Origin of the sequence: Bradyrhizobium sp. Ash2021, assembly GCF_031202265.1 — a bacterium.
In the GTDB taxonomy this organism is placed as follows: Bacteria; Pseudomonadota; Alphaproteobacteria; order Rhizobiales; family Xanthobacteraceae; genus Bradyrhizobium.
This window is the reverse complement of record NZ_CP100604.1, coordinates 3,900,312-3,917,736: the sequence shown is the minus strand read 5'-3', so window position 1 is coordinate 3,917,736 and position 17,425 is coordinate 3,900,312. Positions and strand designations below refer to the sequence as shown.

Here is a 17,425-nt window from a genome sequence, read left to right as displayed (position 1 = left end):
ACAAAACAGCCTTGGTAATGGTAGCGAGTGCGGCGCATTTTAGAGGCGGGAACGCTCGTGGTCAGCATTTCGGTGCTGGCTGTGATCGCTTATTCCTACTTCATGCCGTAAGGCCGCCGTCGCCGTTCATAGCCCAAAGAACGTCAATGGCTTGCCGAATATCAGAGATAAACGACGTGGATTGCGTCCGGATCCGTGGCCTGAACTGGGAATTGCATATCCTTGTCGGCATAACCGTCATATGGAGGGCTCGGTTCGTTCAAGCCATCCCATGGTCCCGGGCTTTTCACCACGCGCGCCGTCTTATCCGGAAGCGCCGATAACTTCTCGATCAATTCAGCAACGGTCATTGAGCCCTCCCCAGGGGTAACGCTTGCCCGCCCTTCACTTCCGCCAACACGGCAGCGGCGCAGCGATTCCCTACCACCGCCAGCCCTGGAACCCGTTCTAAAGCCGCCGACGGGGGCCAAGCAAGCCCCAATCAACCCCCAATCCACCAAAACGGCTGCATTCGGCGAGGGCTGGGACGCGGTGAAATCGGCAGGCTAACCTCCGAACCCATGCGCAATCTCAGGCTATAGCGCCCGCCGACCAAGCTGCTTACACAAATGCCCGTGCGACTTGCGAAATGACATTGATCGCCGCCCGCGTATAGCGGGCGTCATTAAAATGCTCGTCCACAAAATTCAGAGTGAGGACAGCAACAATTGCAGCCATGCCGACTCTCATGCTGACAATTTCATGCCAATATTTTAATTCTTCCTTAAATGGAGGCGCGTTCCGCCCGACCTTTGCCAACCGCTTTGGAACGCGCCACCGGAAGGACATATAGCACTGCGTCGCGGGTTCGATGGTGGATTATGTTGCGGCGCAACTTGCACGCGTGGACAGGACATGCCTGCACACAAGGCGTCCGGCGTTCCTGCCGTTTCCAGCTCTAATCTCCGCGTCGTTCTCTGCATGGTCCTGTGCCGACCGCCCTAATGCCGCACGGCTCCGTTTGATGATTACCCCGCGCGGCTGGCGAATTTCAATTGATGTGGCGCAGCGTTTCGTCCCGTTGTTCTTCGCGACCTCTGCCCTTGGCGTATGCGGCAGGCGCGAAATGATCGAGGCCACTGTGCGGACTGATCATGGTTTGGTTACGATCGGCCCGTCACGACGTATTTTTGACGATGAATGATTTACAAAATGCGAGCCGCGAGGACTTCGAGAACGCGTTGCACGCAATTGAGAGAATCAGCCGGTACGAGACGAGAGCATTGTCGAGGCTCAGGCGAAAAAAGTGGAAATCGCCGAGCGATTGAATACGATTTTCTGTTCATCATCTGAAGGTGCAACAACAATTACATGAGGATCGAGGAGAGCGTTTTATCGGACAAGAGCGCCTTAGTGTCTGTCCGAAAACATGTTGAATCATCGGAATCATTTGTGATTCAAGGGAGGCGGTCCGAATCTGAAGGAGCGCCGATGTGGACGAAAGAGAACCGCGGTCGTTACGACCGCAGCCGGCTACGCTATCCCAGCGATTTGACCGATGAGGAATGGGCGTTTGTGGAGCCGCTGATTGCGTCAGCCAAGCGAGGCGGCAACAAGCGCACGGTGGATGTGCGTGAAGTGGTCAATGGTCTGATGTATGTGCTGAGCAGCGGTTGCCAATGGCGAGCGATCCCGAAGGATCTGCCGCCGCGCAGCACGGTGCACGGTTATTTTGACTTGTGGACTTGGGACGGCACGCTCGATCGCATCCATCACGCGCTCTATGTACAATGTCGGGAGTTGGCCAACCGAGAACCCAGCCCGAGCGCCGCCATCATCGACAGTCAAAGCGTCAAGAGCGCGGAAAAAGGGGGGCGTGGATTGACCCGCATGGCTACGATGCGGGAAAGAAGATCAAGGGCAAGAAGCGCCACATCCTAGTCGATACCCAGGGCTTATTGCTCCACGCCCTTGTACATTCGGCGGACATCCAGGATCGAGACGGCGGGGTGTTGGTGATGGCCACTCTGTTTGGCCTGCATCCATTCCTGCTGAAGCTCTATGCCGACGGCGGCTACCAGGGGCCGATCTTTCAGTCCGCCGTTCGCAAAATCCTCCGGCAAATCGACGTGGAAATCGTCAAGCGTTCCGATACAGCAAAGGGCTTTGCGGTCTTGCCCAAGCGATGGATCGTCGAGCGCACCATCGCCTGGCTCAATCGCTGCCGCCGCTTGGCCAAGGATTGGGAGTGCCTCAACCGAAAGGCCTTGGCGTTCTTGCGCCTTGCCTCAATCCGCCTCATGCTCAGAAAGCTCTGTCAAAAAACAGCATGATCCCGGACAGACTCTTAGGCCCCTACGATGTCGCCCCGAAGTGCGTTTGTTTCCCAGCGTCCCTTAGTCTGCGCCTGTAGAAGCCGTCTTTCTCAACGGCCGACCTAATTTCGTCGCTGACGGTGCCCGTCCCCGTTCTTTTCTTCCGCCATTTTCCTGATGCTTTATCACTCGGTATCGGCAGTCCTTTGGGGACCACCAAGAGGTAATCTCGCCTATGGCTCAAATAAATATCGAACATACGCCCTCCAAACGCATGAGCATACCCCGCCCGGCTGATAAGGGAGTTACCTAGATGCAACAGTCGAAGTCGGATTGATCACCATCTTGACCGGCTCCTTTCGACCTTGGCCGCATAGATGGCCCGACGATCTTGCTGGGGGTATCGGAAACCCATCTATTGAGCTTGCTGTTGGCGTTTGGAGTATTGCTTGATCGCTTCAGTAGCGGCAGCGTCTACCGCGAGACCGAGCTGGAGCGGACCGAGCTCGAAACCATTGTTAGCGAATTTATGACCGGGCAATTCAATGACCCGGTTCGCGTCATCGCCTTTCAACACCTTAGAGCATTGGGCGGACGACGTTTCCAAAGAAATCGCGCGAGAAATCCAGACACGTTGCGATATCGCAGGTGACCCGTACCTGACCGTAGCTTTGCGGCATCCGTCCGCGCGGCATATGCAAAGTCGAAGCGAACCAGGCATTGCTCTCGGACCCCTTGCTGTTAACCGCAATCACGGACCAGGCGATGTTGCCGAGCGGTTTGCGGCTTATCCGCGGGAACACTTGGCCGATGCGCCTAGAGCAACTGGTCAGGCCGGCGACGGCATGGCCGCACGATTCGATGCCAGCCAAATACGTCGACGGACGGACCCAGCATGACGCGACATGCGAACGGCGACTGCCTCCTCCCGGGGCCTTGGTCAGCGCATTACGACTTTTCGAACGGAAGCATCGAACTCAAAGCCGTGGCATTTCAGCTTGTCTTTAGCACCACGTTATTATACTATACGTCTGTAAAGTTTATTTCAAGAGAAAAATGAGGCTGGAATCCGGAGTGAGGCAACGCACGCCCAGGCGGTTGCGCGCCGGGCGGTCGCCGCCATCATCCGTTCAATTGAGGGAATCCGTCGAAGCGGCCAGGACTTCTGGTCTGGCCGCCTCGTTGGCTGCGGCCTATTTCCAAGTGGACCTAATTCTGCCTGCGCCTACCGCTTACTTGCTTCGTTGACCCGGGCAGGCTTCCCGCGCGCATATTTTCCAAAGACTGTTTCGTCCACAAGGCGCCAGTACGCCTCGATGACCTTCGCATTTTCAGCGGATAGTCCGCTCGTAGCCTGCATTTCAGGCCCGAATCCGGAGAGCGTCGCCGTAAGACTAACCATCATGTAGTGGAAGAGGATGGGATCAACCGCAGGAAGAAGTCCTTTTTTTTGGGCCGCAACAATCTGGGGGATCAATCGTCCAAGGAGCGGCGCCAATACCGTTTCCGCAACCCACTTCAGCCGCGGATTGTTGGTAAAGGCCTCCTGCCGCATGAACCGGTGAAACTCGGGAAATGCGACGGTGTAGCGGAAAAGCGTAGCATACTCCTCCCGCAATCGGGCAAGCGGAGCCAAATCGGAGTTTTCTGGCGCCGACGTATCCCACCCTGCCCTGATCTGCTCGAACGCATGTTCAGCCGCCGCTCGCCAGAGAATGTCTTTGCTTCGGTAATGGTATGTGATGAGAGGATGTTGCAGACCAAGCCGATCTGCAATCGCTCGAATGCTCGCGCCTTCGAATCCTCGTTCGGCGAACTCCGTGATGGCCGCGTCCAGGATCGCGCCTCGCGTCTCAAGCGAGCGTTGTTGTTCGGCTCTCTTGCGCGGACGCACCCGCCGCTCCACGGTCGATTTCAGCTTTGCGCTCTTCGCCATGTTCATTGGCTAACACGATTGCAGGAAAAACGCCAAGGGGCGTCATGCACTAACGACCACTGCGACCAACCTCATCTTCCGATACTGCTTCATCGTACTCCGCCCGTGCAATCCTCTCGGTACGGCAACAGTGTCGCTCATCCTAGAATTCGGAAGACCTGATCCCTTTGTTGCCCGCGACGAAGCTCGGCGACCTTGACTCTTCTGTGCGCAGCTCTCTGGCAAGTCCGAAGTTATATTCGACGGTGTTGGTAGCCTCTTTCACCTCGGGACGAACAACGAGCGACGGCTTAACCCCAAAAACCGCATCGCTCTCCAGAAATTCATCGCCTTCGAAGAATAGATGAGTGACGAGGGTGCGATAGCCCGGTGCGCTGATCATGAAATGAATGTGCGCGGGTCGGAAGGGATGTCGTCCCATTGCCGCGAGCAACTGACCCGCGGGACCGTCATCTGGAATTGGATAACTGACAGGCATGATCGTTTGGAATCGATAGGTACCTGCCATATCGGTCCGGAAGCTCGCCCTCAGGTGACCCTGTGGTTGATCTGTGTCCTGAACGTCATACAGTTGATTTGGAGCAGTTTGCCAAACCTCTATCAATGCGTTCGCAACGGGCTGCCCCTCGGGGTCAGTGACATTGCCGCTCATCACTAACGGCTCGCTCGCCTCCTCCCGAAGCAGGATACTGTCGCCTAGCGCGAGTTCACGCTGATGCCCGGCATAGAACGGACCGAGGACTGTCGAGTCACTGATGCCTGGACCGGCTACATTGTCGACCGCGTCAACGAGCATGGAGATGCCAAGAATGTCCGAGAGCAGAATAAGCTCCTGGCGGCTTTCGGAACACATCTGGCCCGCACGGGTGAGAAAGTCGATGGCTTGCCACCACTCGCCTTGCGTTATCTTCGATTCTCTGACGATCGCATGCAAATGGCGGATGACGACCTCCATGACCTCCTGCAATCTGGCGCTCTTCGCGTTGCTCATGCGGTCAATGACGTCGCGGGTCAGTTCTGGAAAGACTTCCTCTGTTGGAACACCCTTCTGGTTGCCGATCATGACCATCATTTGCGCTCCTGCTTAAGACGGCCGGCGGCCGTGATAGGCGTCGTCGAGAAGGGCTCGGATCGGATCCCGCTCGATTGGGCGCGGATTCCAAAGCCGCGTTGCGCCGGCGGTGCGTGATGTGGATCGGAACGAACGAAGGCCCGTTTGCGACCCAGAGCGATCAGCTCGTCGGTAACGCGCGCGAGTGTTCCGAACCCGAAAATGACACGCGCTGGCAGCGCCGAATATTCAAACGCCTCCATGTCGCTTGCCCGGAATGTCATGTCCCCGTTCTGCGCGGGCGAATTCCTCGATCATCGCCTCGCGCATTGCAAACTTCTGAATCTTGCCGGTTACGGTTGATGGAAAACTCTCGACGAAGCGAATGTAGCGCGGAATCTTGTAGTGAGAGATCCGGTCCTGACAGAACCTGCGGACCCCCTCCTCGTCGACAGCGGCGCCGGCCTTAGAGACGATCCAGGCGCACAGTTCTTCGCCGTATTTCGTGTCGGGCACCCCGAAAACCTGGACGTCTTGAATATCGGGATGACCGTACAGATACTCTTCGACTTCACGCGGATAGATGTTTTCTCCGCCGCGGATAACCATATCCTTGATCCTGCCGACAATACGGCAATATCCATTGTCATCGATGGTCGCCAGGTCTCCGGTATGCATCCAGCCGGCTGAATCGATGGCTTCCCTTGTTCGGACCTCGTCATTCCAATAGCCGAGCATGACCGAATATCCCCTGGTGCACAGCTCCCCGGCTTCGCCGCGCGGCACCACCCGACCGTCGCGGTCGACTATCTTGACTTCAAGATGCGGCTGTATCCGTCCGACTGTCGAAACACGGAGCTCCAGCGAATCGTCACGGCGGCTCTGAAAGCTCACCGGGCTGGTTTCCGTCATCCCGTAGGCAATCGTTATCTCGCTCATGTGCATTGTCGAAGCGACTTCCTTCATGACTTCGATCGGGCACGGAGCCCCAGCCATAATGCCGCGCCGAAGCGAACTGAGATTGAAGCGAGAGAACTCAGGATGGTTCAGTTGAGCAATGAACATTGTGGGTACCCCGTAGAGCACGTCACAACGTTCTGCTTCGACCGTTTCCAGGGTTTTCAGCGAATCGAAGGACTCCGACGGGTAGACCATCGTTGCCGCATGGGTCACACAACCGAGATTGCCCATTACCATGCCAAAGCAGTGGTATAGCGGCACGGGAATGCACACGCGCGAGCCGGGCTCGATTCCCGTCGCTTCTCCTACGAAGAACGCATTGTTGATCAGATTGTGATGCGAAAGTGTTGCGCCCTTCGGCAATCCCGTGGTGCCGCTGGTGAACTGGATATTCACGGCGTCGTCCATCTGGATAGCAGCCGCCACCGAACTCAGCCGCTGGCTACCGAGTTGCTTCCCTCGGTCCAGGACCCGATCAAAGGCCAGGCAGCCGGCGTAGCTGCCGCTGCCAATCGAGACAACGTGCCGCAGCTCTGGCAAACGCGAACTTTTCAGCTCACTGCTTCCGTTTCCCAGCTCAGGGACAAGCTCGCGAATCATTGCAATATAGTCGCTGGTCTTGAAGCGAGCCGCAGTTATCAACGCTCGACATCCCACCGCGCGCAGCACGTGCTCCAACTCGCTCAGGCGATAGGCGGGATTGATGTTGACCAGAATCAGACCAGCCTTCGCCGTCGCAAACTGCGCGACCGTCCATTCCGCGCAGTTCGGGGCCCAGATGCCGACGCGATCGCCTGGCTCAAGGCCGAGGGACAGAAGCCCCGAGGCGAAAGCGTCGGAGCGTGATTTAAGTTCGGAGTAGGTCCAGCGAATTTTCTGGTGCGCAACGACCAGCGCTTCACGCCCCCCGTCAGTCGCACTCACCTCATCCAGGAGAGCGCCGATGGTCTTCCCGATCAGTGGTGGGCCGCTGTTACCATGCACATAGCTTTCACGTAGCACGAATACCTCCGATACCTTCGGATCTGGAGCCAGAGTCCTTTCGCGGTCGATCTACTTCCCTTCGAACACAAGGGTCGGCGGCTCGATATCCCTGTTGAACGCATCCGCCGTGTTGGCAAAGCCGCGCTGCGCATCAGGGCCGTCGTAGAGTTCCATCGCCACGTCGAGCATCACGAGATCCGCAGCGGCCACGCCTCCGCTTGACCACGCCTTGAGTAGCGTGCGCGTCGCGGCGTACGACCTGGTCGGCCCTGTCGCGAGCTGCTTCGCCAATGCGGCGGCGGCTGCCCCAAGCTCATTCTCGGGAACTACATGCGTGGCAATTCCAAGTGCACCGGCCTCGCGTCCGGAAATGGGCTCGCCCAGCATGGCAAATCGTGATGCCCGGGCACGACCGGCGCGCTCGGCGATTCGCTGGAGAGCGCCGGCGATCGGCAGCATAGCAGTCGTGACTTCCACGCAACGGAAGGTGGCGTTGTCGGCCGCAACAAGAAAATCGCAGGCCAGCGCCAGCTCGAAACCGCCACCGAAGGCGATCCCCTGCACTACCGCTACGGTGGGTATTTTCAGCATCTCGATGGCGCGATAGGACACGTTCACGTCGGCAACGAACGTCCGGAACCAATTGACATCCCTTCCCGGCCATTCCCGGACTTCGCCGCCGAAGCTGAAATGCGGCCCTTCGGAGCGAACCACCAGCACACGTATGTCGCTTTCACCGGCCTGGCGTACGGCTACCCGCAAAGCCTCCGCAAAGCGCAGATCCAGTCGGTTAAAAGGCGGGTTGGCCAGCACGATATTGCCAATCGCGCCGTCTCGTTCAAATCGGATCGTCGTCATAGCACTTCTCCTTTGGCCGGCGTCAGGCCGGACGCTGATCGCGGGGTTCAGGGATGATGGGCAGCAGCAGATGCGATGGCCGCTCTGCATCCCGATAGATCCTGTGGGTCACGGTCCTGCTGCTGCAAACGTGGTATGGAATGTACTCGACATTGGTCATCGCGCCGGTGCCGGTCGGAACATCCATGGATGTGACATCGAGGCAAATCCGGTGCCCCGCCTTAAATTGGTTTGCCGTAGCGAGGATCTGTATCCGGTACTCGACCACTTCTCCCGGCTTCACCGGAGCAATCGAATCCTGCGTGAGCTTGTGGAACGGCTCCCAGGGCTTGGAGCGCTTCTCATCGAGAGCCCGATAAGACGCTTTCAGCCAGCCCCGCGTCAGCTCGCGTTCGGGCAGCGTCGACGGAACATCGCGTTCACCTTCGCGCGCGGTACGAACCGAGACGTCGGGTCCCACATCCTTGAGCACGACAATCCAGTTGGTGTCTTCCTGATCGATTGCCGCAAACAGCGTCAGCGTGATCGGGCCGGCGACGGTGACGTCGTGCGGCAAGGGATCGGTCATATAGCGCAGCCGCTCGACCTTCGTCGTTCGGGTCACCGGCATTTGCGTGAAGACGTCGGGCTCGCGCGCGGCCGCTCCGAGCTCGGAGGCGGGTCGTAGGGGCTCGGTCGACAGAGTCTCCCAATGCGACAGATAGTATTTTGTCCATCGTGTCTCGGGCAGTGGCCAATCCATTCCGGTTCGCCACTCGTTGGCACCCATGAGCCAGTAGCGCACCGGCGGTTCGTCCATGATGCCGGTGTTCTGCCCCTTCAGCCAATGGTCATACCACCGGATGATCTCGTCGTGGTATTGATGAAATGGCCGCTCCAGATGAGCCGGGCCCGTAAACAACAGCTTCTTTGGCGCATCGACATTCTGAAAGTAGTGCTGTGCGCCGAGCCAATGGAGCTTGTAAGTGTAGGCGTAAGCTCCTGAACCGGTATAGAATGGTATTTTGATTTTCTTGAAGGTCTCTTCCGCGCGCTCGACAGTGCCGTCGAACTCCCAGGGATGTGTCATCATGAGATACATGATGAACGTCCGCTGCCCCTTTTGAGTGAGAATGTTGTAGAGGTTGATGTACTGCTTATAGTCCGGATTCCGCATCGCCCGGCGCCAAAGGTCTTCCTCCGCGGCGGGAAGTTCCGCGGGCCGGTCACGCGACTCATGAACCGTGCTGAAGACGTCGAGCAAATAGGGGAAGGAATGAAGGAGGCCGCCGGGATTGAAATCGCGGAATCCGAACATGCCGCCATAGGCGCTGCACGCGTCGTACGGGAAGATAGCTTTCAGGGCCGGATGTCCCTGCGCGGCCGCGCGCCATTGTTCTCCGGCAAATCCGGAGATGCCGACCATCCCGACCTTGCCGTCTGACCAAGGTTGCTGGGTGATCCATTCGATCAGGTCGTAGTGGTCTGTGTCCTCGTTGCCGTAATGCCCCTCCGACTTGGCCGAGCCCCTCGGCTGCGCGATCACATGAACATAGCCGTTGGCGATAAAACGCCGCGTGTCGCCCGCCTCTATGGGACCGAACCAGAGCGGTGCGTGGGCCGGTTGCGGCGGCAATATGTCCGCGATGTCTGGGCCTTGAATGTCCTTGTTATGCAGGGCCGACGCATAAAGTACGGGATACTTGCCCGACTTATCCGGTCGATAGACGTCTACCGCCAACCGCGTGCCATCTCGCATGGCGACACTGATGTCTCGCTCCTCGATCATCGCTTCGTCTCCGCCCATTTTCGCGACGCTGACCGCCGGCATTTCGGAATAGCGAGCGCGGCATCGACTGATCGTCGTCCGCGCCGCGCGGATTGGAAGATACCATTGTCCTTTACGTTCGTAAAGTATAACTTTCGATATATCGCGGTGAGGAAGCGCTCCGACCGCCCTGGAAATCGTTTTGCATCGGATAAGGAAGGCGTTCGCGGGAGCGTGACGACTGCACGTCCCCCGAGCATTCTCAATACTTGTCAGCGCACGCTCGGTCATGACGCGCTGAAAGGGCACCCGGCTTGGCCAGGAGCCCCACGATGGTGAGAATTGTCTTGCGCTGGTAGCGGCTTACGTCCGGCGCTCTAGGCGGTCGCACCGGCGATATTTTTGGTATCCCGCGTTCTGCGTGCGTCAAGGCTGTAGCGTTCGGCGCCGAAATGCGCGATTTGCAAAAGACCGCCGATAATCATGATGTTCTTGAGAAAATGGATCATCTGATTTCGGTCAGCAAAGTCGTGGTGAAAGAAGATCGCCGCTGCCAGGGTGAACACCGCAAGGCCTGACGCCACCTCCCGCGCACGAAACCCAAGTATCAACAACACTCCACCGCCAACTTCGAAGGCAACGGCAATTGCCCAGCCCAGCGGCGCCACGGGCAAGCCCGCGCTGCTGATGTAGGCTGTCGTCGGTCCGAAGGCGGCGAGCTTGCCGAGGCCGCTCACGAGAAACGGCAGACCGATAAGTATGCGACCAAGCAGTGGCAGAAATCTTGTAATTTCCATGTTCGACTCTTTTCGCGACACTTGTGTTGACGTTTAGCGGCGGTCGGAAAGGGACGGCCTGACGACCAATTCCTCCGTTAACATTATCCTTTACGATTGTAAAGTGCAATCGTAACATCGAGGCCAACACCATATTTCTCAGCATTCTGCTGAATACAATTCAGCACACATGCCCGTTGCTGAGGGGTATTGTCGCCAGGTCTCGTCAGGATCCAAGACAGAGATTGGCTTTTGGCGTCACTCGGACCCGCTCAAAAAGAATTGGATATCTTCCATGGACGCATGTGACCAGGGAGAAAGGGCGCATACGATGAATTCCAACGCTCATCTGTTCGAACAGATGCGTGGCATGCATCGAGCCTGGCTCGAAAAGCTAAGGGAAATTCGTGATCTCGAGCTGGACTACGGTTCCAGAATCATGGCCGCAAAAACTCCCTCGGAAGCGGTAAGCTTCTGCAGCGAATGGATGGTAAAGCGCATGGCTATCGTAGCTCACGAGCAAAGGATGTTTGCAAGCTCATGGGCTCGGCTACTTTCGGACATGATGGGCAAGCAGTCAGCTGTGTCTGCCGGACTCTCTGAACGCGATTAGTAAGGAGCTTACTCCGTCGACGAGCGACGGGTTTGCAGTGATGAGTGTGTCCGCCTTCTTGCTCCAATATCGGCTCATTCCCCCGTCCCCCCGGTTCCAATGGAATGAGCTGTAGCCCCGGCGTCGACCCCACCCGCGGACGCCGGGGCAATTTGTTTGGGAGCACCGTTCAGTCTCGTGTGTGCCCCACCCTCTCCCCTTCGATCGCAGACGAATTGTACGCGTTCAACAGGTTGGCCCTTACGACCTGGAGTGTCTCGACCAGTAGCTCGATCTCTGCCGGCGCAAGTCCCGCCAATGCTTCGCTGCGGGTGAGATCGCCCAATTCGCGGACTTCCGCCACCTTGGCCCGCGCAGCCGGCGTCAAGTTAAGTCGCCAGACTCGCCGATCGGATGGGTCGGTATGTCGTTCGATCAATCCCATGCTTTGCATCTTGTCGATCAGCCGCACAAGAGTGATCGCCTTCACATCGAGGAGCTGAGCCAGGCACGTTTGATTGATGCCTTCGTTTCGATGGAGATAGAGCAGTGCCTGACACTGAGTTCTGCTGAGGCGCAATCCGCGTGCTTTCGAGTCGAATTGCCTTCGCAGCAGGCGCGCAACGCCGTAAAGCAAGAACTCCAATCTCCGGGAACGCCCTCCATAAACTTGATTGGTATTTGTCGGAAGCGCCGCGACGCCATAATGCCTCTTACCCATGACGCACCGGAGCGTTCGTCACGCCGGACCGACGACCAAATCGCCCCTTCAGACGCTCACGGAGGCGCTGGAACGTCGTATAAAGCATCGGCACCAGGAAGATGCCGATCGAGCTTGCGGCGATCATACCACCGAACACGGCCGTTCCTACCGCGCGGCGGCTGATCTGAGCGGCGCCGGTTGCCACTACCAGCGGCACCAGACCGAGAATGAAGGCAACTGAGGTCATCATCACGGCCCGAAAGCGCATCTGCGCGCCCAAAACGGCTGCCTCGTCAATGTCCACTCCGGCCTCGCGCTGCTCCTTGGCAAACTCCACGATCAGAATGCCATTCTTGGCTGCGAGCGCGATCAGAACGACCAAACCGATCTGACCGTAGAGATCGAGGCTAAGCCCAGCCACCTTGATGCCGGCGAACGAGCCGAGTACGCCAACGACGACGGACAGAAGAACAGGAATGGGAATGGTCCAGCTCTCGTAGAGCGCGACCAGGAACAAATATGCGAACAAGACGGCAAGCGAGAGGATCATGCCGGTCTGGCCGGAAGCGGCCTTCTCCTGATAAGCGGTGCCGGTCCATTCGAAGTTGTAGCCCGTCGGCAAAGTCTGGTCGGACACCTTCTGCATAGCCTCCAGGGCAGTGCCAGAGGAGACCCCAGGCGCCGGCCCGCCGTTGATGGTGACGGCGCGATAGTTGTTATAGCGCGTGATGACCTGCGGGCCCCGCTCGAAACGCATGTTGGCAATCGACTGAAGCGGAACCATCTCGTTGCGGTTATTGCGAACGTAGACCTGCCAGAGGTCCGGGATATCGTTGCGATTAGCCGCCTCGCCCTGAACGTTGACCTGCCAGGTCCGGCCAAGCATGTTGAAATTGTTGACATAGATGCCGCCGAATGTGGCCTGCAGGGCTGTGAACACGTCATTTATGTTGAGGCCGAGCGCCTGCGCCTTGCCGCGGTCGATGTCGAGATAGATCGAGGGAGTGGTGGCGGTGAAAGTCGAAAACACCCGCGCCAGCAAGGGATCCCGATTGGCCGCGGCAATGAGGCCGCCCATGACGCTATTGATTGCTGCGGGCTCCTGCCCCTCCAGAGCCTCGAGCACGTATTCAAAGCCGCCGCCGACGGACAGGCCGATGATGGGCGGAAAATTGAAGGCCACGACGTTAGCCTCGCGAATTTTCGATCCTTCGCTGAACACCTTGCGGATGAGCACCTGGGCAGACGCGGCAGCGGTGGTCCGATCCTCAAACGGCTTCAATCGCACGACTAAAAACGCGGCATTCGGGAGATTGCCGCCGTCGAGGAGCGAATAGCCAATGATCGACATCGTATGATCGACTGCCGGCATCCTTTTCAGGATGTCCTCAACGCGTTTGGTGACCTCGCTCGTGCGTGCGACCGATGCTCCATCCGGCAGCTGGACCATCACAAAGAAGGCGCCCTGGTCCTCCTCCGGCAAGAACCCGGTAGGCACGATGCGCGAGACACCGTAGATACCGCCGGCGAAAACAGCTACAGCGACCAACGACAGAATGGACATTCGCAAAAGCCGGCGCACCCCCCCGGCATAACGATCTCGGGTCCAATCGATCCCCGCGAGGACCTTGGCCAGGATGCGGCGGCGCGGCCCCGTGTGCCGCAGGAACAGCGCGCAGAGGGCCGGCGACAGCGTCAGCGCATTGATCGCCGAGATCAGCATTGCCGCGCTGATGGTGACTGCAAACTGACGGAACAACGTGCCGGAAATCCCCGGAATGAACGCGATCGGAACGAACACAGAAAGCAGCACGAGCGTGATCGCAATGATAGGCGCCGTGATCTGCGCCATGGCCTTCTTGGTTGCCTCTCCTGGCGACAGGCCGGGCCCTTCTTCGAGAACCCGCTCGACGTTCTCGACGACGACGATCGCATCATCCACGACAATGCCGATCGCGAGCACCATGGCGAGCAGAGACACAGTATTCGCCGAATAGCCGATCACCAGCAGAACGGCGAATGTCCCGATCAAACTGACGGGAACGGCGACCATTGGGATGATGGTCGCGCGCAGGTTTCCAAGAAACAGGAAGACCACGACGACAACCAGGACGAACGCCTCGGCCAGCGTCCGCAGCACCTCCTTGATGGTGTCGGTTACAAATGTGGTGGTGTCGAATTGGACGAGGTAGTGGAGGCCGGCCGGAAAGTGGGCAGAAGCCTCCTTCAAAGTACGTTGTACAGCGGCGGCGGTCGCCACCGCGTTGGCGCCCGGAGCGAGATAGATGCCGATGCCGACGCCGGGACGGCCATCGATGCGCGACTCGCTGTCGAGATTTTGCGCGCCGATTTCGACGCGGGCGACGTCGCTGACATGCAACAACGAGCCATCCTGGTTGGCCCGCAACACGATCTTGCCGAATTCCTCCGGCGTCGCCAGCCGTCCCTGGGTCTGGAGATTCAGCTGGAACTGCTGGTTGTCGTCGGTCGGGCGCGCTCCGATCCGTCCGACCGGGGCCTGCACGCTCTGGGCCCGAATCGCGTTGACGACGTCCGATGGCGCAAGATTGAGGCTTGTTAGTCGTTGCGTATCGAACCAGATCCTCATCGAATAGTTCATCTTCGCGAACAGGGTCGCCTGCCCGACGCCTGGCGTCCGCGAGATCGCGTCCAGGACGTGGACCACCGCATAGTTGGTGATGAATACCGGATCCTGGGCGCCCGTATCGCTATAGAGAACGATGAATTGCAGAATCGCTGACGACTTCTTCTGAACCGTCACCCCCTGAAGCTGCACCTCGGGCGGCAGTTGCGCCAACGCCGCTTGTACGCGGTTATTGACGTTCACCGTGTTGATGTCGGGATTGGTGCCGAGCGCAAAGCTCGTCGTCAGCGTATACGACCCATCGTCACCGCTCGTCGACTTCATGTAGAGCATCTTGTCGACGCCAATCACCTGCGCCTCGAGCGGCTGGCCGACGCTCGCTTCCACCACCGAGGCCGAGGCACCCGGGTATGTGGCGGTGGCCGTCACCTGTGGCGGCACGATGTCGGGAAATTGCGCGACTGGAATCTGTGTCAGCGCCAGCAAGCCGGCGATGGTCATGACGAATGCGATCACAATCGCCAGCCGAGGTCGGTCGACAAAAACCGACGAGATCATATCAATCACCCGCCATCCCGCGTCATCGCCCGTTGCGCCGCATTTGTGCTGCCAAGCTGCGATGCGCCCGGTCTCGGCCCAACCCGCTCCGGCTGATTCATGGCGGCCTGGACTCCAGCGCTGGCCGGGCCTGGCGCGACCACCTGCCCCGGTCGCACGCGCTGAATTCCTTCGACGATGACCTTGTCGCCAAGCGAAAGGCCGGTCGTGACCGATGCGATCGTCGTCGTGGACTGACCGACCTGGATGCGGCGCTGCTCGACCTTGTTCTCCGTACCGAGGACAAGGACGTAGTTACCCTGCTGGTCCGATAGCACGGCCGCACGAGGGATTGCGGGAACCTCGACGGGCTCCGCGCCCTCAAGCATGACAGTCACCAATTCTCCGTTGGTAAGCTCGCGCACCGGGTTGGGCGCCAAGTAAAGCGGGGGATTGGGAATTGTGCCACGCAACAGCAGTGTGTCGGTGGTCTGGGTAATGGAGTTGCTCTCAAAGTCCAAATGCCCGGTCTGGCCGTAGATGCGACCATCCGGAAGCCTTAGAACGATGACGACGGCGTCGCGAACGCCCTTGGCAGCATATCGCTCGCGCAACACCAATGCCTGCCTCACCGAGACGGGAAAGGTCACATACATCGGATCCTGGCTGACAATGGTGGTCAGCGTCCCCGTGGTGGGACTCACGACGTTGCCCTCGGTGACCGCAGTGCGTCCGATCTTTCCGTCGATCGGCGAACGGATATCTGCGTAGTCGAGGTTGATCTGCGAAAGGTTGACCTGAGCCTCGGCCGCCTGCACCTGGGCTTCCAGGCTCTTCTGATTTGAGATTGCCGTATCATAATTCGCGCGCACTCCGGCCGGGCCGTTTAGCAGAATGCTCTGTCGCTCCGTCGTGAGTTTTGCATTGGCGAGGGTCGCCTCGAGCTGTGCAACCTGCGCCTTCCTGGCGTCAAGATCCGCCTGGAACGGGCCACGCTCGAGGAGATAGAGCTGGTCATTGGCCGACACCTCCGCTCCCTCGGTAAAGAACCGCTTTTCCAGGAAGGCCGTCACACGGGCAACGACGTTGACGCGATTGATTGCCTCGATGCGTCCCAGGAACTCGCTGGTCTCCGTGATCGGCCGCTTGACCACTTCGACGACGCCGACCGCCGGTGGATCCGGCGCATGCTGGGCTGGCGCCGCGCACGGCACCGCAAACGTCGCCCCCAACGCGAGGAAAGCCGCGATTGTTCTGGACACCCGGCTCGTTCCATACCTGAATAAGCACATGCCTGAAAATGACCTCACGGCTGCTACAAACCTCGCCGGCAACTATTGACTCGACGCGGCCGGATGAAAATCTCATATCAGTCCATCTGGTATTGAGAGGAATTCATCAATGAATCGCGGCGACCTCAATGACCTCAACACCTTTCTCGCAATCGCCGACCATCTCAGCTTTCGTGCAGCAGCGGCCCAGCTCGGGGTGACCTCATCCGCCCTCAGTCATTCAATCCGGCAGCTGGAAGAACGTCTCGGCGTGAGGCTGCTGCACCGAACAACACGCAGCGTGTCGCTGACCGACTCCGGCCTTCGCCTGTTGGAACGTCTAAGGCCAGGCATGGATCAGATCTCGGATGCGCTTGAGGAACTGAAGGAGGAGCGCCGCCGTCCTTCCGGTCGCCTGCGGATCTACACGCAACAGTGGACCGCAGCGACGGTCATCGCACCGGTCTGGCAGCGATTCTTGTCGAGCTATCCCGAAGTGCATCTTGAGCTTTGTGTCGACTCCGGACCGACGATCGATATCGTTGCGGGCGGGTTCGACGCGGGCCTCGCGGTGCGTGAGCGCGTGCCGGACGAAATGATCGCGGTCCGCGTGACAGGGCCGATGGAGGCGGCCGTCGTTGCGAGTCCCAGCTATCTTGCAAAACATCCTGCGCCCCGCACGCCGGACGATCTCGCGTCTCACCAGTGCGTCCAGTTTCGCATTGGACGAGATGGCGAGATCTTTCGGTGGAGATTCGAGCGGAACGGCAGCAGGAAATTCGTTTCTCCTCGCGGAAACATCACCGTCAACACCGCCGAAACGGCCATCCGCGCCGCGCTCGACGGACTTGGGATCGTCTACATGCTCGACGCCCTGGCAGAGCCGTTCCTGCGCAGCGGCCAACTTGTACGCGTCCTCGAACCCTGGTCGCCATGCATCGAGGGAGCTTATCTCTACTATCACGGCCGAAGGCAGCCGCCCGCCGCGCTGCGCGCATTCATCGATATGGTTCGCGCGCCCAAGGGACGCTCGGGCCGACGTTCACTCAAGAACCCATTTTGAAAGCCTAGAAGTCTTATTCTGCTTTGGGCGAGAGTGGAGCGGCACTTT

General features: G+C 58.8%; 14 protein-coding genes and 1 pseudogene. 5 read left to right on the top strand and 10 right to left on the bottom strand.

From position 1 onward, the window contains the following. Positions 1–161: 161 nt before the first annotated feature. Positions 162–350: a hypothetical protein gene (locus tag NL528_RS18465; RefSeq protein ID WP_309184119.1), complete on the bottom strand. Its 189-nt coding sequence runs from the start codon at positions 348–350 to the stop codon at positions 162–164. 500 nt (positions 351–850) lie between these two features. Between NL528_RS18465 and NL528_RS18460 the strand changes: the two genes are divergently transcribed. From NL528_RS18460 to NL528_RS18450, 3 genes and pseudogenes are all read left to right on the top strand, one after another. Next, the gene (locus NL528_RS18460) at positions 851–1,183 is read left to right on the top strand and encodes a hypothetical protein (RefSeq protein ID WP_309184118.1); all 333 of its coding nucleotides are present in this window, start codon (positions 851–853) and stop codon (positions 1,181–1,183) included. 167 nt (positions 1,184–1,350) lie between these two features. Continuing rightward, positions 1,351–2,312, top strand: a pseudogene (locus NL528_RS18455) (IS5 family transposase). A gap of 400 nt (positions 2,313–2,712) precedes the next feature. After that, positions 2,713–2,946, top strand: coding sequence for a hypothetical protein (locus tag NL528_RS18450; RefSeq protein WP_309184117.1), 234 nt, complete (start codon positions 2,713–2,715; stop codon positions 2,944–2,946). A 573-nt stretch (positions 2,947–3,519) separates the two neighbouring features. Here the strand turns inward: NL528_RS18450 and NL528_RS18445 are convergent. From NL528_RS18445 to NL528_RS18420, 6 genes are all read right to left on the bottom strand, one after another. Beyond that, entirely contained in the window at positions 3,520–4,236 is a 717-nt protein-coding gene (locus NL528_RS18445; RefSeq protein WP_309184116.1) for a TetR/AcrR family transcriptional regulator, read from the bottom strand. 136 nt (positions 4,237–4,372) lie between these two features. Further along, positions 4,373–5,302, bottom strand: coding sequence for a dioxygenase (locus NL528_RS18440; RefSeq protein ID WP_309184115.1), 930 nt, complete (start codon positions 5,300–5,302; stop codon positions 4,373–4,375). Between the two features lie 228 nt (positions 5,303–5,530). Next, positions 5,531–7,243, bottom strand: coding sequence for an AMP-binding protein (locus tag NL528_RS18435; protein WP_309184114.1), 1,713 nt, complete (start codon positions 7,241–7,243; stop codon positions 5,531–5,533). A gap of 51 nt (positions 7,244–7,294) precedes the next feature. Beyond that, positions 7,295–8,083 carry an enoyl-CoA hydratase/isomerase family protein gene (locus NL528_RS18430; protein WP_309184113.1) on the bottom strand — a complete coding sequence of 263 codons (789 nt, stop codon included), beginning with the start codon at positions 8,081–8,083 and terminating at the stop codon, positions 7,295–7,297. Positions 8,084–8,105: 22 nt separating this feature from the next. Next, positions 8,106–9,893: a CocE/NonD family hydrolase gene (locus NL528_RS18425; RefSeq protein WP_309184112.1), complete on the bottom strand. Its 1,788-nt coding sequence runs from the start codon at positions 9,891–9,893 to the stop codon at positions 8,106–8,108. Between the two features lie 314 nt (positions 9,894–10,207). Beyond that, on the bottom strand, positions 10,208–10,627 hold the full coding sequence (locus NL528_RS18420) for a DoxX family protein (protein ID WP_309184959.1): 420 nt from the start codon (positions 10,625–10,627) through the stop codon (positions 10,208–10,210). Between the two features lie 274 nt (positions 10,628–10,901). Between NL528_RS18420 and NL528_RS18415 the strand changes: the two genes are divergently transcribed. Then, positions 10,902–11,219, top strand: a complete 318-nt coding sequence (locus NL528_RS18415; RefSeq protein ID WP_309184111.1) for a hypothetical protein — start codon at positions 10,902–10,904, stop codon at positions 11,217–11,219. A 169-nt stretch (positions 11,220–11,388) separates the two neighbouring features. On the opposite strand, the gene NL528_RS18410 is transcribed toward NL528_RS18415, so the two are convergent. From NL528_RS18410 to NL528_RS18400, 3 genes are all read right to left on the bottom strand, one after another. Further along, positions 11,389–11,835, bottom strand: coding sequence for a MarR family transcriptional regulator (locus NL528_RS18410; RefSeq protein WP_309184110.1), 447 nt, complete (start codon positions 11,833–11,835; stop codon positions 11,389–11,391). 76 nt (positions 11,836–11,911) lie between these two features. Continuing rightward, entirely contained in the window at positions 11,912–15,064 is a 3,153-nt protein-coding gene (locus tag NL528_RS18405; RefSeq protein WP_309184958.1) for a multidrug efflux RND transporter permease subunit, read from the bottom strand. Positions 15,065–15,069: 5 nt separating this feature from the next. Next, on the bottom strand, positions 15,070–16,305 hold the full coding sequence (locus NL528_RS18400; protein WP_375144026.1) for an efflux RND transporter periplasmic adaptor subunit: 1,236 nt from the start codon (positions 16,303–16,305) through the stop codon (positions 15,070–15,072). Between the two features lie 139 nt (positions 16,306–16,444). Between NL528_RS18400 and NL528_RS18395 the strand changes: the two genes are divergently transcribed. Then, complete coding sequence (locus NL528_RS18395; RefSeq protein WP_309184109.1) at positions 16,445–17,377, top strand: LysR family transcriptional regulator; 933 nt, start codon at positions 16,445–16,447, stop codon at positions 17,375–17,377. Positions 17,378–17,425: the final 48 nt, after the last annotated feature.